The organism is Paenibacillus sp. FSL H3-0333, assembly GCF_038002805.1.
Taxonomy (GTDB): domain Bacteria; phylum Bacillota; class Bacilli; order Paenibacillales; family Paenibacillaceae; genus Paenibacillus_AQ; species Paenibacillus_AQ silagei.
In genome coordinates, this window is sequence record NZ_JBBODG010000001.1 from 3,603,043 (window position 1) to 3,620,260 (window position 17,218).

Sequence of the window (17,218 nt, forward strand, 5' to 3'; positions counted from 1 at the left end):
TTTCAAATGTCTGCTAAAAGTATATACATATAAGTAAATAAATGTAAAATATTATTGATTATCATATCATGGAGTTTATTATTTTTCTTAAATCAAAGGAGAGTAAATATTGACTGATAAAGTATACATAATGAAATGCGGCAAAGAGTTCAGACGTTACGTTATTGATGCTAAAGGGATTATTACATTTGTTGATGAATTCGATGAATGGCGCTGACTCCAGTTGGCGTCTTTTATTTTTCTGTGGGAGGAATCAGTAAATGAATTTATATGAAGTGTTTAACGGGTATACTGGAGGCTCTGCAATCAGATGCATTGTAATTGCTGAGAATAAAATTACGGCTTATGCATTGGCAAGTAAAAAGTTCAAGGAAGATGCTGAAATTTATTCATACAACAAAAAGCCTAGTAGATACTGGGAAAAATTAGAGGTTAATTTATTGACCAATATTAATGGACAGTTTGCAATAGTTTTAGAAGATTAGCAAATGAAGGAGGTTGTTTCGTATGGCATTGACAGCCAAACAGCAACGATTTATAGACGAATATATGATTGACTTCAATGCCACACAAGCAGCTATTCGTGCGGGTTACAGCAAAAAGACAGCATATAGTATTGGCAATGAAAACTTGAGCAAACCTGAAATAGCAGGTGCTATAAAATTGAGACAAGATGAAATAGGTAAGAAGAATGATATCACTGCTGAATGGATCGTTGAACAAATGAAGGAAGTATATAACCTTGCCATTGAATCAAAAAAGCTATCTGATGCTAATAAATCCCTTGAAATGTTAGGACGCACTAAAGGAATATTCAATGATAAGCTTAATCTTTCTGGTGGCCTAAATAACGAGGTTGAAATTACAATAGGCGTTGATAAGTATGATACTTAAAATTGATCCCGAATTATTTAATCCTGTTTATCTTAAACATCAAATAGGCAATCTTAATAGCACACAGATTTACTTTGGAGGTTCATCTAGTGGTAAATCCTATTCCCTTGCTCAACGTGTAATATTAGACGTTTTAAAAGGACGTAATTATCTAATAGTGCGACAAACAGCAGGTAGTATTAAACGTTCTTGTTTTAATGAAATAACTAAAGCAATTGGTGCGCTAAGAATGAGTGATTACTTCGATATCAATAAATCTGATTTTGTTATCACGTGCAATATCAATAATAAGCAAATTTTGTTTAGTGGTTTGGATGATACAGAAAAGATTAAGTCAATCACTCCTATAGATGGTGTGTTAACTGATGTATGGGTCGAGGAAGCAACAGAGGCAGAATATAAAGCAGTCAAACAACTGGAGAAGCGCCTAAGAGGTAAGAGTAAGTTTGTGAAGCGTATAACTCTCAGCTTCAATCCGGTAGACCAAAACCATTGGATATACAAAGAATACTTTGATATATGGGAAGATGATAAACAATATGTTGAACGTGATGGCGTTAGCATATTAAAGACTACATACAAAGATAATAAATTCTTAACTGATGATGATGTGTACCGTTTAGAGAATGAAAAGGATGAATGGTATCACAATGTATATACCCTTGGTAATTGGGGGGTACTTGGTGACGTTATATTTAGGAATTGGCGAGTTGAGAATTTGTCTGAACTTAAGAAGTCATTTGATAAGATTAGGCATGGCCTAGACTTTGGATTTGCTGATGATCCGAATGCATTAGTAGATGTGCATTATGATAAGTCCAGAAAGAAACTGTATATATTCGGTGAAGAGTACGCAAATGATCTAACCAATGTAGAACTAATTAACCTTATTCGTCCACATGTTGGCAATCGGGTTATTACCTGTGACAGTGCAGAACCTAAAACGATCAAAGAGTTGAATAACAATAGGATTAGGGCAATATCAGCTAAGAAAGGTCCAGGATCGATTGAGGCTGGTATTAGATTCTTAAGAGGATTAGAGATTATTGTAGATGTCAATTGCGTGAATATTAAAAATGAATTGTCTAAGTATAAATGGAAAGAGGATAAAGGCGGTAATAGTCTTCCTGTGCCTTTAGATAAAGATAACCATTTAATAGATGCATTGCGCTATGCAATAGAGGATGAAATAGGCGGTGGTACACCTACCGTTCAGATATTTGATAAAAGAAAACTGGGGCTTAGATAAAGAGGGGTGAATTATGGCAATTATACGTAACAGGAGTTTAATTCCTGATGTAGATAATATCGATCCTGTACTATTGCAATATTGTATTCAGGAGCACATTCAAGGCAATGAACGATTGAATAAACTGGATCAATATTATAGAGGCAAACATGCCATTTTAGAAAGAAATAATGGTGTAGCTTTAAATATGCCCAATAATAAACTGGTAATCAATCACGCTAAACTGATTAGTGAGAATGCTACAAGTTATATGCTAGGTAACCCCATTCAATACAATGGGGACAGTAATCTAGAAGTTGTCAAAGATATATTCAAAAAGAATGATGTCGTTTCTCATGACATGGAAATGGGAAAAGATTTAAGTGTATTTGGTGAAGCAAGAGAGTTATATTATCTATCTGCTGATGCAAATGGCAATGTAATTCCCAAAGTTACTTGCATTGACCCAAGAGAATCTTTCCTTGTTGTAGATGATACAGTAGACTATAAATCAATTTTTGGATGTAGGTATTACTCTGTTCGTGACATACAGAATGTAATCCAGTATCACATTGTTGAAATTTATACAGATACTAAAGTGCATACATATGAATGTAAAGATATCAATAGCGCAAGTTTCAAATTGATAGAAACAACGAACCAATACTTTAAAGGAGTTCCACTTGTTGAGTACTGGAATAATGAATATCGTACAGGTGACTTTGAAGATGTGATTAGTCTAATCGATGGATACAATGCACTGCAATCTGACCGAGTAAATAGTCAGGAACAATTTGCCGATGCTATTTTAAAAGTTAAAGGATTTAACTTTGGTAGTAATGATGAAGAAGTATCTGAAAGTGTCAAATTGCTTAAACAGTATAAAATTATGAGTCTTCAAGGTGATGATGCCGATGCAGATTGGCTAATTAAGCAAAATGATGAATCAAAAATCGAAGTATTGCGCAAAAGTATTGCAAATGATATTCATCAAATGAGTGGTATCCCTAATCTAACAGATGAAAACTTTGCAGGTAACAGCTCTGGTGTAGCTATGGAGTTTAAGCTATTAGGGCTAGAATGGAAAGTTGCAGAAAAAGCTAGATACTTTACTCAGGGATTACGTGAACGTCTACAATTGTTTAGTAACTTTCTTGAGATTAAAGCGAAACAAGCATTTGATGTGTCTAAAGTTGAGATTGTTATCAACCGTTCACTACCTGCTAACTTACAAGAAATTGCCGATCTAATTGATAAATTGGCTGATAAGGTTAGTGATGAAACTTTGTTATCTCTCCTTCCTTTTGTTACTGACCCTAAAGCAGAAATCGCACGTGTCAAAAAACAGAAAGATGAAGCAGTAAAACGGCAACAGGTTGCTATGAGTATGCCTTTTGATGTGAACAATTCTGATAAAGAAGAAGAGGAAGACACTGACCCAAATAAAGAAACTGATAAGCAGACAGCGTAGGTGATGGCTAGATGAATAATCCATCTGCCGCATATTGGAAGTTACGTGCCAGTCAACGTATGGCATCATATCACCGTAGTGGTGATAAAACTGTTAATATAGTGTCTAACGCTTACGATAAAGCTGCAAGTGACATTAGACTTGAGATGGATAAGATATTTAAGACTTATGCAACTAATGGCAAGGTTGATCCTAAGATAGCCAAGAAGATACTTAATGAGAAGATTTCCGATAAAGAATGGAATCTTATTAAGCAGCAAATCAATACTATCAAAGACCCTGACATTAGAAGGCAGATGTTAATGAAACTGAACGCTCCTGCATATCGTGCTAGATTAACTAGACTCCAGGCATTGCACGAAGATGTGTATATTAAGTCTAAGGTTCTTGCCGATGTTGAGATTAAGCAAAGTAAATTAGGATATGTCAGAACTATTTATGATGCTTATTATAAGACAATGTATGATACACAACATGGTTTAGGTATTGGATTTAATTTTGCTCAAATGCCTAATTACACAATTCAAGAAATACTTATGAATCCGTGGAGTGGGCAACATTTTAGCGCTAGAGTATGGGGAAATACAGATGTTTTAGCTGCTAATCTAAATAACATATTAACTAGTGGCTTTATGTCTGGAGCATCCAGAAAACAAATGTCAGATCAACTTATGGCTGTTACTGATTCAGGCAAGTTTGCTGCTAATCGTTTAATTAGAACTGAATATACATATATGGCTAATCAGGCAGAACACGCTGCTTATAAAGCTGCTGATATTGAACAATATATGTTTGTTGCAACTCTTGATAAGAAAACATCTATACCATGTAGAAAGACAGACAGAAAAGTATTCAAAGTTAAGGATGGAGTACCAGGCAAGAATATGCCGCCTTTGCATACTTGGTGTCGTTCAACAACAATCGCATACTTTGGACAGGAAACTTTGGAAGGAATCCAAAGGCGCGCGCGCGATCCGGAGACTGGTAAGACTATGCTAGTGCCAGCAAACATGAGTTATGAGCAGTGGCAAAAAGAAATGGATAACAAGTATGATAATGGCTTGGATAACGGGAGTAAAGGACTAAAGGTTACTGATGCTGTCAGGGATCACGCAGCTAAAGGGGAGTTTACCAACCCTAAAAATCCGAAAAAACAGGCGGTCGGAAGGTTTAAAAACGGTGGGCATGGTCAAGATAACATTTTGCTTTTGGAACAGTTTGGAATACAGTATAATATTGTAAAAGAGTATTACAACGGCGTCCGAATCGGGAATGTTCCTGATCACAAAGAAAAGATAAAACAGACAGGCACGAAACAATCCTGGTTCCCTGTTACTTGGAAAGCTGCTGATATTCAAAAGGCCGGGGAGTATGTAGCCAATCTTAAAGATAAAAGCAGGTACACTCTTGAGCCTAAGTGGATCGATGATGAACTTATTGCGATATTTAAATATGCTAATTTTAAAGGTGTTACGGTAGGAATGGTCTATGATGTAAAACAGAAGAAAATTACAACGGTTTTCCCAGATGAAACTCAACGCTTATTAGGAGGTGGATGACGTTGGATGCTAAAGAGAAGATATCCTACAATTTAAAAATTATTGATGCCATGTTTCAGGACGGTGCATCTCCTCCGCTGGACGAATATTGGGATGAAATTGTCGATCTATTGAGTCAAAACTTGCATGAAACCAAGGATCTACTATTCAACTTGGAAGCTGGTGAAATTGAACGAATGAGCGGTTATTTTGAAGATGTTGCTGCTAATTTGCAGGACGTATCTTTCATTAAGCTGCTGAAAGAGCTGCAACAGAAGCATACGAATATTGATATAAGCCAGGGAATACAGTGGGCGCTTGACGCTCTCGAATAGCAGGCACTCACGCTTATGCGAGGGTGTTTTTTATTTGTTCAAAATCCTAATCGATTAGGACGTTCTTTATGTCCAAAACTTGCTGTAAGACATAAAACTCTGTTCATGGATAGCAATAAATTATAGCCGCAGGGCGTTGTACTGAATGTACTTAAGGAGACTAATAAAATGCCAGAAGATAATATTGTAGACCAAAATATTGACCCGAATCTAGACACTAACGCAGATCCAAATGCAAATAAAGAAGAACCTAAAACTTTTACTCAGGATGAATTGAATAAAGTTATTGGGGAGCGACTTAACAAAGAAAAAGCCAAATGGGAAAAGGATTATAGTGTGAAGCTTGAATCGGCTAAAACAGAGGCTGAGAAATTAGCTAAGATGAACGCCGAACAGAAAGCAGAATATGAACGGGAACAGCGAGAGAATCAGCTTAAAGAGCGTGAAACAGAGCTTATTAAGCGTGAACTTAAAGCTGTAGCGTTGGAACAATTGGCAGATAAGGGACTACCTAAACAACTTGCTGAGATTATCAGTTATGTGGATGCAGATGCTACCACTAAGAGTATTGAAACTGTTGAAGCTGCTTTTAGGGCTGCTGTTGAACAGGGAGTAAATGAAAGATTGCTTAACTCTAGTAAGACACCTACAAGTGGAGGAAATAATACTCCACAGACCCAAGCTGCGGCTACAATGGCAGCAATATTTAGTAAAAAATATTAATAAATTATACATATCGAGGAGATTGATTAATAATGGCTAACACAATCGCTTATGCAACACTATTTCAAAATGAATTGGATAAACAAATTGTACAACTTGCTACTTCGGGTTGGATGGAAGATAATGCAGGACAGGTAATCTACAATGGTGGATCTGAGATTAAAATTCCCAAACTTGCCCTGGATGGTCTAAAAGATTATAACCGTGCAACTGGATACGCTGCTGGAGCTGTTGATTTTAGTTATCAGACTAAGGAAATGACGCAAGACCGTGGTACAAGTTTCCATCTGGATGCAATGGATGTAAATGAAACTAACTTTGTATTGAATGCATCAACTGTGATGTCTGAATTCCAACGCACCAAGGTTGTGCCTGAAATTGATGCTTATCGTTACAGTACTATTGCTGCTGCTGCTGTAGCTGCGTCTCGTTCTGAGACCTATACTCTGGCAGAGGCTACAATTGTAGCTAAACTGTATAGCCATATCTTTAAATTGGCTGATGCTGGTGTTGATATGGCTAACATGGTAATTACTATGTCTTATCCTGCATATCAGACACTGACTACTAATTCTAGTATTCAAAAGAAACTTGATGTTGGTCAGTTTACTAAGGGTAATGTAACTACTGAAATCAAGTTCCTAGAAGGTATTCCACTCATTCCGGTATCTTCTGACCGTATGAAGACTGCATTTGTATTCAACGACGGTACAACTTCTGGTCAGACGGCAGGTGGATTTGTTCCTGCATCTGGTGCGAAGGATGTTAACTGGATTGTTACTGCTCGTACTACACCTATCGCTGTTAGTAAGACAGACGTACCACGCATCTTTGACCCAATGACAAATCAAGCGGCTAACGCTTGGAAGATTGACTATCGCAAATATCATGACTTGTTTATTCCTGATAACCAATTGGCTAAAGCAGTGTTCGTTGCTGTTGGAGCTTAATAATGTTTACTTTGCAGAAATTAAATGTGGTTAAGATTGTTGACACAGAAGAGAAGGTTGAAAAGTTTTTGCTTCAAGGTTTTACTCTTGTTGATGATAGCGAAGAAGAAACTGTAACAAAAACTAAACGGGGCGGCTCTAAGTCGTCCTCTTAAGAGGTGACTATATGAGTGTAATTGATAAAGTTAAAAGGTCACTTGGGATTCTTCTAACTGATGAGTCCCAGGATGATCTATTTAATATTCTTGTAGAGGATGCAACAGAAGACCTGCTATCATGGATCAACCGTGTTACTCTACCTACCACATTAGAGTCTGTTCTAAGACAGATTGTAATTATTCGGTATAACAAAATGGGAATCGAAGGCGAAACTGGTCATTCGGAAGGTGGCATTAGCCGTACATTTGAAGACTTATCCCCCAGTCTTAAATCAACAATTGCCAATCATCGTATACTCAAGGTGGCTGGACGCAGATGAGACTAAGACAAAGAGACTTGAAGCCATATATAGTAAAGAGTAGAACAACAATAACTGAACCAGATGGAACAACTTATGAAGACTGGGGAGATAATAGGATTATTCATGCCAATATTAATCCTGCTGGTGGAAAATTGATGGCTGAAATATATGGAGAGAGACTAGTCTATATGTTATCTGCTCAATTTCCAACAGAATCAGATATAAAAGAGTCCGATGCTATTTGTTATAAAAGTGATAATCCCAATTATAAAGTAATTGCACTTCGTCCTTGGAGTGGTCATATAAGTGGCGACCTAGAAAAGATGAACGCAAATGAAAACTGAGGGATTTGACGCTTTAATGAGAAGACTTAATAATATTGGTGGAGATGTAGAAGCATCTGCCGAAAAAGGAATGTTGGCTGCTGCTCTAAAAGCATCGGGTGAAGCTAAATTGTTGTGTCCTGTTGATGAAGGTATATTAAGAAATAGCATTCAGGCAGGTGTTGAAAAAGATAAAGGTAGAACAGTAGGATTTGTCAAGACAAATGTTTACTACGCTCCCTATGTTGAGTTCGGCACTGGTCAACGTGGTAAGGGATCTCCATCACCTCCCAAATGGGATGGAAGTTTAAACTATCGTGAAGACTGGGCAGGTATGCCAGCACAACCGTTCCTTTTTCCTGCAATAAATAATAATCGGCCTCAACTTGCTAAGATTGTTATGGATCAGGTTAAAAAAGATATCAAGAAACAACTGCTTGGTGGTGGTGAATAATGTATGATGTAAAGCCTATTGTAAGAACATTGCTATTGGAAATTTCTGGATTGGAGTCTGTTACTGATGCTTATCCTACTGCTACTGCTCAATATCCTTGTATTAGTTTCTATGAGATTGGCAACAACAATTACATGAATACGAATAATGTCTTTAGTGATATTAGTATTCAGATTGACGTTTGGTCCAAAGGATCAACAGGAGTAATAGCACAAAAAGTGGAAGAGAAGATGAACAGTATAGGATTTATAAGACAATTTGCTGCGGATGTTCCAGATACAAATATTAAACATAAAACAATGAGATATCACGGAATTATAGACAGTAGAGACAATTCCGTAAAACAATAAAAGGAGTTTGATTTTAATGAGCGAAGGTATTCTGAGTAAAGATACAAAACTTAGCTATTTGACAACTGGCACATCATATGTTGATTTGCTGGATTTGCAAGAAGTGCCAGAGGTAGGGGGAGACCCGGAACAAGTAGAGGTTACTACATTGGCTGATGCTACAAAGCGTTATATTCCGGGTATTCGAGACCTTGGATCACTTGCATTTACATTCTTGTACGATAATAGTACAAATGGTTCTTATCGCATCCTTTCCGGTCTACAGGCGGACGGGGATGTGCAGAAATTTAAAATTACATACCCTGATGGCACTTCACACGGATTCGCTGCATTCCCCTCTGTTAAAATGGGTGCAGCTAGTGTAAACGCCCCACTAACATTCACGCTAACCCTGACTCTAAATAGTGAAATTACTGTAACAAATCCTGCATAATATTTCTATTGCGAAATAGTAAGATATGGTACAATAGAACCAAATAAAGCTATTTTAAGGAGATCAGATATAATGCGATGGTTGCTCTGTTTTTTGCCCCCTCTAGCCGTACTTTCATGTGGTAAGCCGGGGTCATTTCTGTTAAATGTTATTTTAACCTTATGTGCATATTTTCCTGGCGTAATTCATGCTTTTATGATAGTAGGGGAGTATAAAGCAGACAAACGTACTGATCGAATTGTAAGAGCTATGAATAGACAGTAATTACATAAGTAATTATGATTAAAACCTCATAAAACTTAAACGAAGGCGCTCCTTAAATGGTGCGTCTTTTTTATTTAAATTGATGATAAAAATTTAAACTAAAAGGATGATTATTAATGCAATACGTACCATTTAAAACCAATGAAAATGAATATAAGCTCCGTTTGTCAGCTAAACATACAAGACCTCTTGAAACTGAACTTGGGAAGTCTATGCTTGCATATGTAAACGAGTTTGGAAATATGGGAGACGATATGAGCCTCTTTCCTGATGTAGATACCATTGTTACAATTCTTTATTATAGTTTACTTGCTAACCAACCAGATCTCAAACGTGATGATGTTTATGACATCTATGATGAATATGTTGATGCTGGTGGCGGTGTACTTGAATTTATTCAAGTGTTGATGAGTATTCTTGAAGTCAGCGGTTTTTTCAAGCAAGCTCCAACAACGGGAGCCAACAAAAAGAAGTAAATAATACTGACGCTGGAGAAAATGAAGAATTTCCTTATCTATATAAACTATATGAAGACTTGTATCCAACTGCATCTCAATGCGATATGGATACTTTTTTATATTGGGATATGACCTACAAAGAGATATTGGCTCATGTTAACGGTTATCAAGCTAGAGAAAAATCTAAGTTAATGAATCAAGCTTCACTCATACATAATCTTGGTTACTTGATGGCTTATAGTTTCCATTCTCCTAAAGCATATCCAAAACTGTATGAAGCATTCCCAGGATTGTTTGATGAAGTTGTACAGGAAAAGAAAAAGGAAAAGTTACCTGAGCAATGGGAAGTCAATAAAGCAAGAATGCAAGCAATTACAGATTTATATAACCCTATGTTCATAGCGAACCAGGAAAGGGGGGAAACAAATGGCGACATTAGATGAGTTGAAAATTCTCATAACAGCGGAAACTAAAGGTTTACGTGAAGGCGTGAACAGTGTTAAAAGAGAAGTTCAAGGCATGGAACAAAGCGTACAGAAGGCGACTAATGGAATAAATAAAGCTTTCAAGGCTATGGCTGCTGCAATTGCGGCGGCTGGTATAGTTGCATATGCAAAAAGCGCAATAAATGCAGCATCAGAATTAGAATCTGCAATGGCTGGTCTCACATCAATTGTGGTTGGTCATGGACAGTCAATGTCTAATGCTAATAAGTTTATTCAGTCATACATAAAGGACGGCTTAGTTCCCCTTACAAACGCTGTGACGGCATATAAAAACCTTGCATCGCGTGGATACACAGAGGAACAGATTCAAACTGTTATGACTAGATTAAAAGACTCTGCCGCATTCGGTAGGCAGGCATCATATACATTAGGCAAGGCTGTTGAAACGGCTACCGAGGGTTTGAAGAATGAAAACTCTATTCTAGTGGATAATGCTGGGGTCACTAAGAACGTTGCGAAAATGTGGTTAGATTATGCTAAAGCACATGGAATTGCTTACGCAGAAATGACTAAGCAGCAGAGAATAGAAGCAGAAGTACAAGGAATTATAGAAGAAACAAAGTTTCAGGTTGGTGATGCTGCCAAGGCAACGCAAACTTACTCAGGACGAATAGCAATGTTATCGGCAACAATGCAATCAATCAAAGTTAGTATAGGTCAGGCATTTATGCCTATTGCTAATGTAGTACTGCCATTGTTGCAAACACTTGCGAATGCTGTTGCAAAGGTTGCTTCATTCTTAGCCTCTTTCATGGCTGCTTTGTTTGGAGTATCAAAAGGACAGAAATCCGTTGCCGCTTCAGCCGATGGGGTAGCTGCTTCTCAAGTTAACGCTGGTCAAGCTGCAACTGATGCTGGTGACGCAGCTACTAAAGCAGGTAAAGACGCTGAAAAAGCTGGTAAAAAAGCTAAAGGCGCTTTAGCTTCTTTTGATGAAATCAATCAATTATCAATGCCTAGTGATTCTGGTTCTTCTGATAAAGATGCAGCAGGTGCAGGTGGAGGTATATCGACACCGTCAATTACTATGCCTGGAATTAATGATTATACTCCACCGCCAATTCCTGAAGAAATTCAGAAAATGGTTGATAAGGTTAAAGAGATATTTCAATCACTTGGAAATGAGATTGTTGGGATCGGGAGTATTATCGGTTCTGCATGGTCAGGAATTATTCCTGCATTACAACCATTTGCTAACATGAAAGACCCTATAATGAAGAGTGTATCGGGAATAGGCGATACATTTACCAAACTTAAAGATAATGTGCTGGTTCCATTCTTGAAATATGCTGTTCTCGACTTCATTCCCTCTTTAGTAATAGGATTTACTCAATCATTTGCGCCTGTAATTGCATCTCAAATAACATGGGCATTCGCTGAGTTTGATAAAACTTTCCGTAATCTAACTGACACAGTTTCTAGCTTATGGACTGATACATGGTTACCCAATTTAGAAATTATAAAGGGAGCGTTTTTAACCGCATTCCCTGAGATTGCTGGAGCTATTCAGAGTCTACTAGACAATACGCTTAATCCAATGGTTGATTTTATGCTTAATAGCTTTATTATCCCAGTTGTATCATCGTTAATGTCTACGTTTGTGCCTATATTTACAGATACCTTAGTTTTTGCTATTCAGACATTTGCTGATACAGCGGTTAATGCCGTATCTGAAATCAATAAGTTGTGGTCTGGTACACTACTGCCTTCCTTATCTTTGGTTGCAGATGCCTTTACTACAAACATTCCAATAATCGGAAGTACATTGCAAAGTTTATTGGATAGTTCCGTTAAACCGTTTGTTACATACATGTTGAATGATTTTATTATTCCCATTACTTCTGCGGTAGTAAGTACTTTAGCACCAATTTTTACAGATGTCTTAGTATTTGCTATTAATGAATTTTCAAAAACATTTCAAAATGCTGTTGTATACGCAAATGAATTAACCACAGGAACATGGATTCCCTCTATTGATTCCCTCAAAGATAGTTTCATAAAAAACTTTGGAAATATTGGTGAGTCAATTCAGAATTTGCTAGATCGAACAATAAAACCATTTGTTGATTATGCTATTAATGATTTTATCCTCCCCATTTCTGCTAAGATAACCGAGGTTCTTGTACCTATTCTGACAGACATTCTTGTTTTTGCTTTTGAAGAAATTGCAGATGTCTTTAAGGTATCTGTAGATATCATTAATGACGTATGGGACACGGTATTGCTTCCTATTTTTGATCTTTTGAAAGAAGTAGTAATGGATACTCTTTCAATAGTTCAAGAAGCATGGGATAAACACGGAAAAACTATTCTTGATGGTCTGAGTAAAGCAATTGACAGCATTCTAAAGATTATTCAACGACTTTGGGACGATGTATTAAAACCTATAATCATGCCATTCCTTGCAAAAGTTAAAGAATTATGGGATGGAACGTTCAAGGATATAGCCAAACAGATGATGGAATTTGTTATGAACCTTATCGAATTAGGGACAATGATTTATAACAAATTTATTAGCCCGTTGATTAATTATATCATTGACTCTTTGGCCCCTGCATTTGTAAAAGGATTTAACATTGCATTGAATATTGTCACAGATGTTATTAAATCTATCGGTGGAATAATCAAGGGCATCATGGAAGTATTTAATGGATTAATTACATTCTTGATGGGTGCATTTACTGGTGATTGGGGTAAGGCTTGGAATGGAGTCAAGGATATATTTAAGGGCGTGTTCGACAGTCTTTGGTCAATTGTCAAATTTCCTCTCAACCTCATCATTGACGGTGTAAACCAATTAATATCAGGTCTCAATAAAATTAATATTGATATCCCTGATTGGGTCCCAGGAATGGGTGGGAAATCTTTCGGTGTATCAATACCTTCTATTCCTCGTTTGGCAAGAGGAGGTATTATTGATACACCTACTATCGCTCAGATTGGTGAAGCAGGTCCAGAAGCCGTTGTACCACTTGAAAATACAAGTTTTGTTAATGATATTGCTTCTGCAATCGGAACAGCCGTAATGGGTGCAATGCAGATGTCTAACACAGGTAACAACAGCCAGTCTAGTCAAAGCGGAGATATTGTATTAACTGTAGATGGATCAGTATTTGCAAGATTAATGAATCCCTATATGAATTCTGAACAGGGACGGATTGGGACAAAACTAATAACTACATAGGGGTGGGTATATGTTAAAGATTGATGGAGTAGCAATACCTACTCCTTCTGATTATAATGTTGGAATTCAAAATATTGTGAAAGCAGAACGAAATGCACGTGGCAAGATGATTATTGAACTGATAACAGTAAAACGAAAAATAGAAATGTCATGGAAGTTTCTTACTAACTCTGACTTACAAAAAGTGCTTAATGCAGTAAGCCCAATACTATTCAGCGTAGAATATCAAGATCCTCAATCTGGTGGGATCAAGACAGGAACTTTTTATGCTGGGGATAGAAAAGCTGGGGCAATGAGTTATGTTAATGGCGTGATGAAGTGGGATGATATTAAATTCAATCTTATTGAACAGTAGAAGAAGGGAGGAACAAGATGATTAATGTTAGTAAAGCATATAGGGATGCTGTTTATGCACCAATGCGCAAAACAGCAGCAACAGTACAGTTTGATATCTTAGACAATACAGCATATGAGGATAACATAATTACAGCTTCTAATGGTGCAATAATTAGCAGACCTTGGCAACTAGATAACAAAATAAGAAACACAAGCAACAGATATGCAACTTTTGAAAAGGACTATTTTAAACTTGATGGAACATTTTGCATCCCTCCCAAATCTACTGAAGCAGATGAAAGTGAATTAGGATGGTGGAGTGAAGCGTTATCAGATAATTCAGGTAATTTTACATCACCTCAAATAATTAATTGTGAATTTGAAGAAGCACATAGTAGCTTGGGAATAAGTATTGTCTTTGATAAATTAACCAATGAATTTGCTTCTGATTTTGATATTGATATTTATTATTCTGATGAAAGAGCTATCAAACATGTGGAAGTTATAGGAAATACTAGTGCTATGTACGTATATGAGGTAGGACTTGATGAATATAAAAGAATTAAAATTACAATTAAGAAATGGTCTAAGCCTTTTAGAAGAGCAAGAGTAATTGAAATTGATTTTGGTGTTGTTAAATCATATGACAGTGACAAGTTAATTAAAGTGAATGTTGTTGAAGAAATGAATGTTGTTGGTGATACAGTACCATCAAATGAAATGAAATTTACTATAGATAACAGTTCAAAAGAGTTTAACATTCTAAATCCTAAAGGCGTTTACAAATATTTAACTAAAAATCAAGAAGTGAATATGTCCTTGGGGGTTGAGATAGCTCCAGATGTATTTGAATATATAGGCATTCATAAATTTTATTTAACGGACTGGCAATCTGATGAGGGGAGTTTAACAACTACTTTTACGGCTAGAGATATATTAAATAATCTGGAAACAATAACATATATTGGGGTAAATGAAACAAATCTTTATGACTTAGCAGAAGATATTATGATTCAGTCAGGTATTAAAAACTATGTTATTGATAATGCATTAAAAGATATTCCTACTAAAGGATTTAAAGAAAAGATAAGCGCGCGAGTAGCATTACAACATATTGGTTTGGCATCTCAGTCTGCCGTGTATCAAGATAGAAAAGGAATTTTAAATATTCAGCGATTCACCGTATTGGATGCTAGAACAAATTATTTGACTCACATAGGTGATGATGGTTTATATACAAGCCCTACAACCTTTATGGAAATTGACAATGATTATTCAATGAAATCCATAACATTTGACAATGTTTACAATGAACCTCAGATAAAACTTGATAAGTTAGTATCTGGATTAGAAATTGTGGTAAATACATATTCTGCTGACGAAAATAACAAAGAGGTTTTAAACACATCGTTAGAGGTTGAAGGGACAATGCTAATACAATTTGATTACCAGTATCCTATTATTTCATCAACTGCTAACCTGTCAATTGTGGGTGCAGAGGACTTTAGAGTGATTAGCTCACATGATATAGGTATTAAGTTAGAAATTATTGCATCTGGAACTGTAAATATCTCAGTTAATGGCACATCAATTTCAACCCTTAAAACTGTTTATACCCTGAATGACAATTCTGTTACTGAGGGGATTGAATTAAAAGTTGACAATCCTCTGATTGTTGATCCTGCTCAGGCTTTAGAAATTGGGAAATGGATTCTTCAAGAGAGTACTTTACGTGCTTTATATGATGTCAATTGGCGGCAGAATCCTTGTTTAGAGTGTGGAGACATTGTTCTCGTTGAAGATAGCTACGGTGCAAAAAAATTATCACGTATAATCAAACAAGAGTATACATTTGCAGGATATCTTAATGGAAAAACTTCTACGAAGGGAGGTATATAATGACTGATCAGTTATCTTGGGGTGTGAAATCTACAACAAACAAAAATTCTACAAAAACTCCTATAAGAGCAGAAGGAACTTTATCACTATGGCCTAAGAATTCTACAGATCAAAACAGCCCATACAATTTTGCAGTTATAGAAGGAGTACGTGGTGGAGTACCTTTTACAGAAGTATGGCTGATGGTAAATGCCTATTACGATTATGCCACTCATCGATTCAAACGTGTTAATACTATGAATTTTTCTTTTGGATGGCAGTGGATGGGTGGTGGAACGTATCCTGGAGAAGAAAACATAGGAGACTTTGTTAATCAGGGCATCAACTTGTGGAAAGCAAACGGAAAGGCTGCATATGCAGAAGGTGACCCAGCTCGCGACTTGACCGGAGAAGACATTGGCGCTTACGAGAATGGTGAGTGGAGAGAATTTGGTATCATGTTAGGATGGAATAATCACTTTATGCTCGATGCTTATGGCGGTATGACTATCGGAGGTGCTGGTTTCGAGATTGACGGATCAGGAACTTCACCGTTTAAACGAGTATCATTGGGTAAGTTCTCAGGAGGTTCTCGTGATGGAAAAGCGGTTAACGATTATGTTTATGCGTACAATGGTACATGTTGGAATACTCAACATGGTTTGTGGAACAAAGATGAAGATCAGTTAGACGGTTATTATTATGGGCTAGAGTCACCTATTAATTTTTATGATCAAGGTGAAACATTTAATCCTGGTTCAAATCGAGCCGACATGCAGCATACAAAGTTTGTTGTCAAAAAGTTGCCGGGTTACATGCGACCTCATGTTGAGAACTGGCAGAATTTATTGTCTATTAATCAAGATGGTTTAATGGAGTTGAATGGATTTGACACAATAGCAACTTTTAGTCGTGATGATAATCCTAATGGAGCAACAACGTTACTAATTCCATTTCCTGATTCAACTTGGAATAAAGACAATATGATCATAACTTCATTTATTGGCACAACGATTTATTACACAGAACATATGAAGAATAAGGGAATGACTTGGACTAATGAAGGGTTATTACTTAATCTTGATTTCGGGTACTATACAAATATCCATACTTCATTTAAAAAGATCAAGAAGAACATTATTAAAATAAACCCTTCGTCTGGTATCACCATCAATGACACTCCATTAAATAGCAGAAAAATTGTTAATGTCGATTTAATTCCTGGAAGTACCGACTTTAATATGAATTTTCCGGATTCCTCATGGACAAAAGAAAATACAATGGTTGTTGCAGTAATAGGTACTTTAGCAGATGGTAACAGAAGACAGTTAGCTGTTAACTGTACTATTACTCCATATGGAATGTACGGTGGCTTAGGAACTAATGAATACACAAGTGCAAAGGTAATACTTGAAAAATATTAAGGATGTGAT

The 17,218-nt window shown here is 36.6% G+C and carries 21 protein-coding genes; all 21 read left to right on the top strand.

Annotation, left to right across the window (positions count from 1 at the left end; translation table 11 throughout):
• Positions 1 to 260 precede the first annotated feature (260 nt).
• The 21 genes from MHH78_RS15795 (at position 261) to MHH78_RS15895 (ending at position 17,209) form a co-directional block, all read left to right on the top strand.
• Complete coding sequence (locus MHH78_RS15795; protein WP_341167955.1) at positions 261 to 485, top strand: hypothetical protein; 225 nt, start codon at positions 261 to 263, stop codon at positions 483 to 485.
• Between the two features lie 22 nt (positions 486 to 507).
• A complete protein-coding gene (locus MHH78_RS15800) occupies positions 508 to 894 on the top strand; it encodes a terminase small subunit (RefSeq protein ID WP_341167956.1) in 387 nt (128 codons plus the stop codon).
• Positions 884 to 2,143 (top strand): PBSX family phage terminase large subunit, encoded by a 1,260-nt coding sequence (locus MHH78_RS15805; protein WP_341167957.1) that lies wholly within the window; start codon positions 884 to 886, stop codon positions 2,141 to 2,143. The genes MHH78_RS15800 and MHH78_RS15805 overlap by 11 nt, the downstream gene beginning before the upstream one ends.
• Before the next feature lie 13 nt (positions 2,144 to 2,156).
• Positions 2,157 to 3,593, top strand: coding sequence for a phage portal protein (locus MHH78_RS15810; protein WP_341167958.1), 1,437 nt, complete (start codon positions 2,157 to 2,159; stop codon positions 3,591 to 3,593).
• Between the two features lie 11 nt (positions 3,594 to 3,604).
• Complete coding sequence (locus MHH78_RS15815; RefSeq protein WP_341167959.1) at positions 3,605 to 5,152, top strand: minor capsid protein; 1,548 nt, start codon at positions 3,605 to 3,607, stop codon at positions 5,150 to 5,152.
• Positions 5,153 to 5,154: 2 nt separating this feature from the next.
• The gene (locus MHH78_RS15820; RefSeq protein WP_341167960.1) at positions 5,155 to 5,466 is read left to right on the top strand and encodes a hypothetical protein; all 312 of its coding nucleotides are present in this window, start codon (positions 5,155 to 5,157) and stop codon (positions 5,464 to 5,466) included.
• Between the two features lie 168 nt (positions 5,467 to 5,634).
• The gene (locus tag MHH78_RS15825; RefSeq protein ID WP_341167961.1) at positions 5,635 to 6,189 is read left to right on the top strand and encodes a DUF4355 domain-containing protein; all 555 of its coding nucleotides are present in this window, start codon (positions 5,635 to 5,637) and stop codon (positions 6,187 to 6,189) included.
• 32 nt (positions 6,190 to 6,221) lie between these two features.
• Positions 6,222 to 7,139, top strand: coding sequence for a hypothetical protein (locus MHH78_RS15830; protein WP_341167962.1), 918 nt, complete (start codon positions 6,222 to 6,224; stop codon positions 7,137 to 7,139).
• Positions 7,140 to 7,141: 2 nt separating this feature from the next.
• The gene (locus MHH78_RS15835; protein ID WP_341167963.1) at positions 7,142 to 7,294 is read left to right on the top strand and encodes a hypothetical protein; all 153 of its coding nucleotides are present in this window, start codon (positions 7,142 to 7,144) and stop codon (positions 7,292 to 7,294) included.
• Between the two features lie 11 nt (positions 7,295 to 7,305).
• The gene (locus MHH78_RS15840) at positions 7,306 to 7,617 is read left to right on the top strand and encodes a phage head-tail connector protein (protein ID WP_341167964.1); all 312 of its coding nucleotides are present in this window, start codon (positions 7,306 to 7,308) and stop codon (positions 7,615 to 7,617) included.
• Positions 7,614 to 7,943: a hypothetical protein gene (locus MHH78_RS15845; protein ID WP_341167965.1), complete on the top strand. Its 330-nt coding sequence runs from the start codon at positions 7,614 to 7,616 to the stop codon at positions 7,941 to 7,943. The genes MHH78_RS15840 and MHH78_RS15845 overlap by 4 nt, the downstream gene beginning before the upstream one ends.
• The gene (locus MHH78_RS15850) at positions 7,933 to 8,376 is read left to right on the top strand and encodes an HK97-gp10 family putative phage morphogenesis protein (protein WP_341167966.1); all 444 of its coding nucleotides are present in this window, start codon (positions 7,933 to 7,935) and stop codon (positions 8,374 to 8,376) included. Before MHH78_RS15845 ends, MHH78_RS15850 begins: the two co-directional genes overlap by 11 nt.
• Positions 8,376 to 8,726 (top strand): hypothetical protein, encoded by a 351-nt coding sequence (locus MHH78_RS15855; RefSeq protein ID WP_341167967.1) that lies wholly within the window; start codon positions 8,376 to 8,378, stop codon positions 8,724 to 8,726. The genes MHH78_RS15850 and MHH78_RS15855 overlap by 1 nt, the downstream gene beginning before the upstream one ends.
• 16 nt (positions 8,727 to 8,742) lie before the next feature.
• Positions 8,743 to 9,159, top strand: coding sequence for a phage tail tube protein (locus tag MHH78_RS15860; protein ID WP_341167968.1), 417 nt, complete (start codon positions 8,743 to 8,745; stop codon positions 9,157 to 9,159).
• A gap of 72 nt (positions 9,160 to 9,231) precedes the next feature.
• On the top strand, positions 9,232 to 9,423 hold the full coding sequence (locus tag MHH78_RS15865) for a YqaE/Pmp3 family membrane protein (RefSeq protein ID WP_341167969.1): 192 nt from the start codon (positions 9,232 to 9,234) through the stop codon (positions 9,421 to 9,423).
• Between the two features lie 116 nt (positions 9,424 to 9,539).
• Complete coding sequence (locus MHH78_RS15870) at positions 9,540 to 9,899, top strand: DUF6096 family protein (protein WP_341167970.1); 360 nt, start codon at positions 9,540 to 9,542, stop codon at positions 9,897 to 9,899.
• 86 nt (positions 9,900 to 9,985) lie between these two features.
• A complete protein-coding gene (locus MHH78_RS15875; protein WP_341167971.1) occupies positions 9,986 to 10,324 on the top strand; it encodes a hypothetical protein in 339 nt (112 codons plus the stop codon).
• Complete coding sequence (locus tag MHH78_RS15880) at positions 10,308 to 13,571, top strand: phage tail protein (RefSeq protein ID WP_341167972.1); 3,264 nt, start codon at positions 10,308 to 10,310, stop codon at positions 13,569 to 13,571. The genes MHH78_RS15875 and MHH78_RS15880 overlap by 17 nt, the downstream gene beginning before the upstream one ends.
• A gap of 10 nt (positions 13,572 to 13,581) precedes the next feature.
• Positions 13,582 to 13,926, top strand: coding sequence for a DUF6711 family protein (locus MHH78_RS15885; RefSeq protein ID WP_341167973.1), 345 nt, complete (start codon positions 13,582 to 13,584; stop codon positions 13,924 to 13,926).
• A 17-nt stretch (positions 13,927 to 13,943) separates the two neighbouring features.
• The gene (locus MHH78_RS15890) at positions 13,944 to 15,806 is read left to right on the top strand and encodes a hypothetical protein (RefSeq protein ID WP_341167974.1); all 1,863 of its coding nucleotides are present in this window, start codon (positions 13,944 to 13,946) and stop codon (positions 15,804 to 15,806) included.
• Positions 15,806 to 17,209, top strand: coding sequence for a hypothetical protein (locus MHH78_RS15895; protein WP_341167975.1), 1,404 nt, complete (start codon positions 15,806 to 15,808; stop codon positions 17,207 to 17,209). The genes MHH78_RS15890 and MHH78_RS15895 overlap by 1 nt, the downstream gene beginning before the upstream one ends.
• Positions 17,210 to 17,218: the final 9 nt, after the last annotated feature.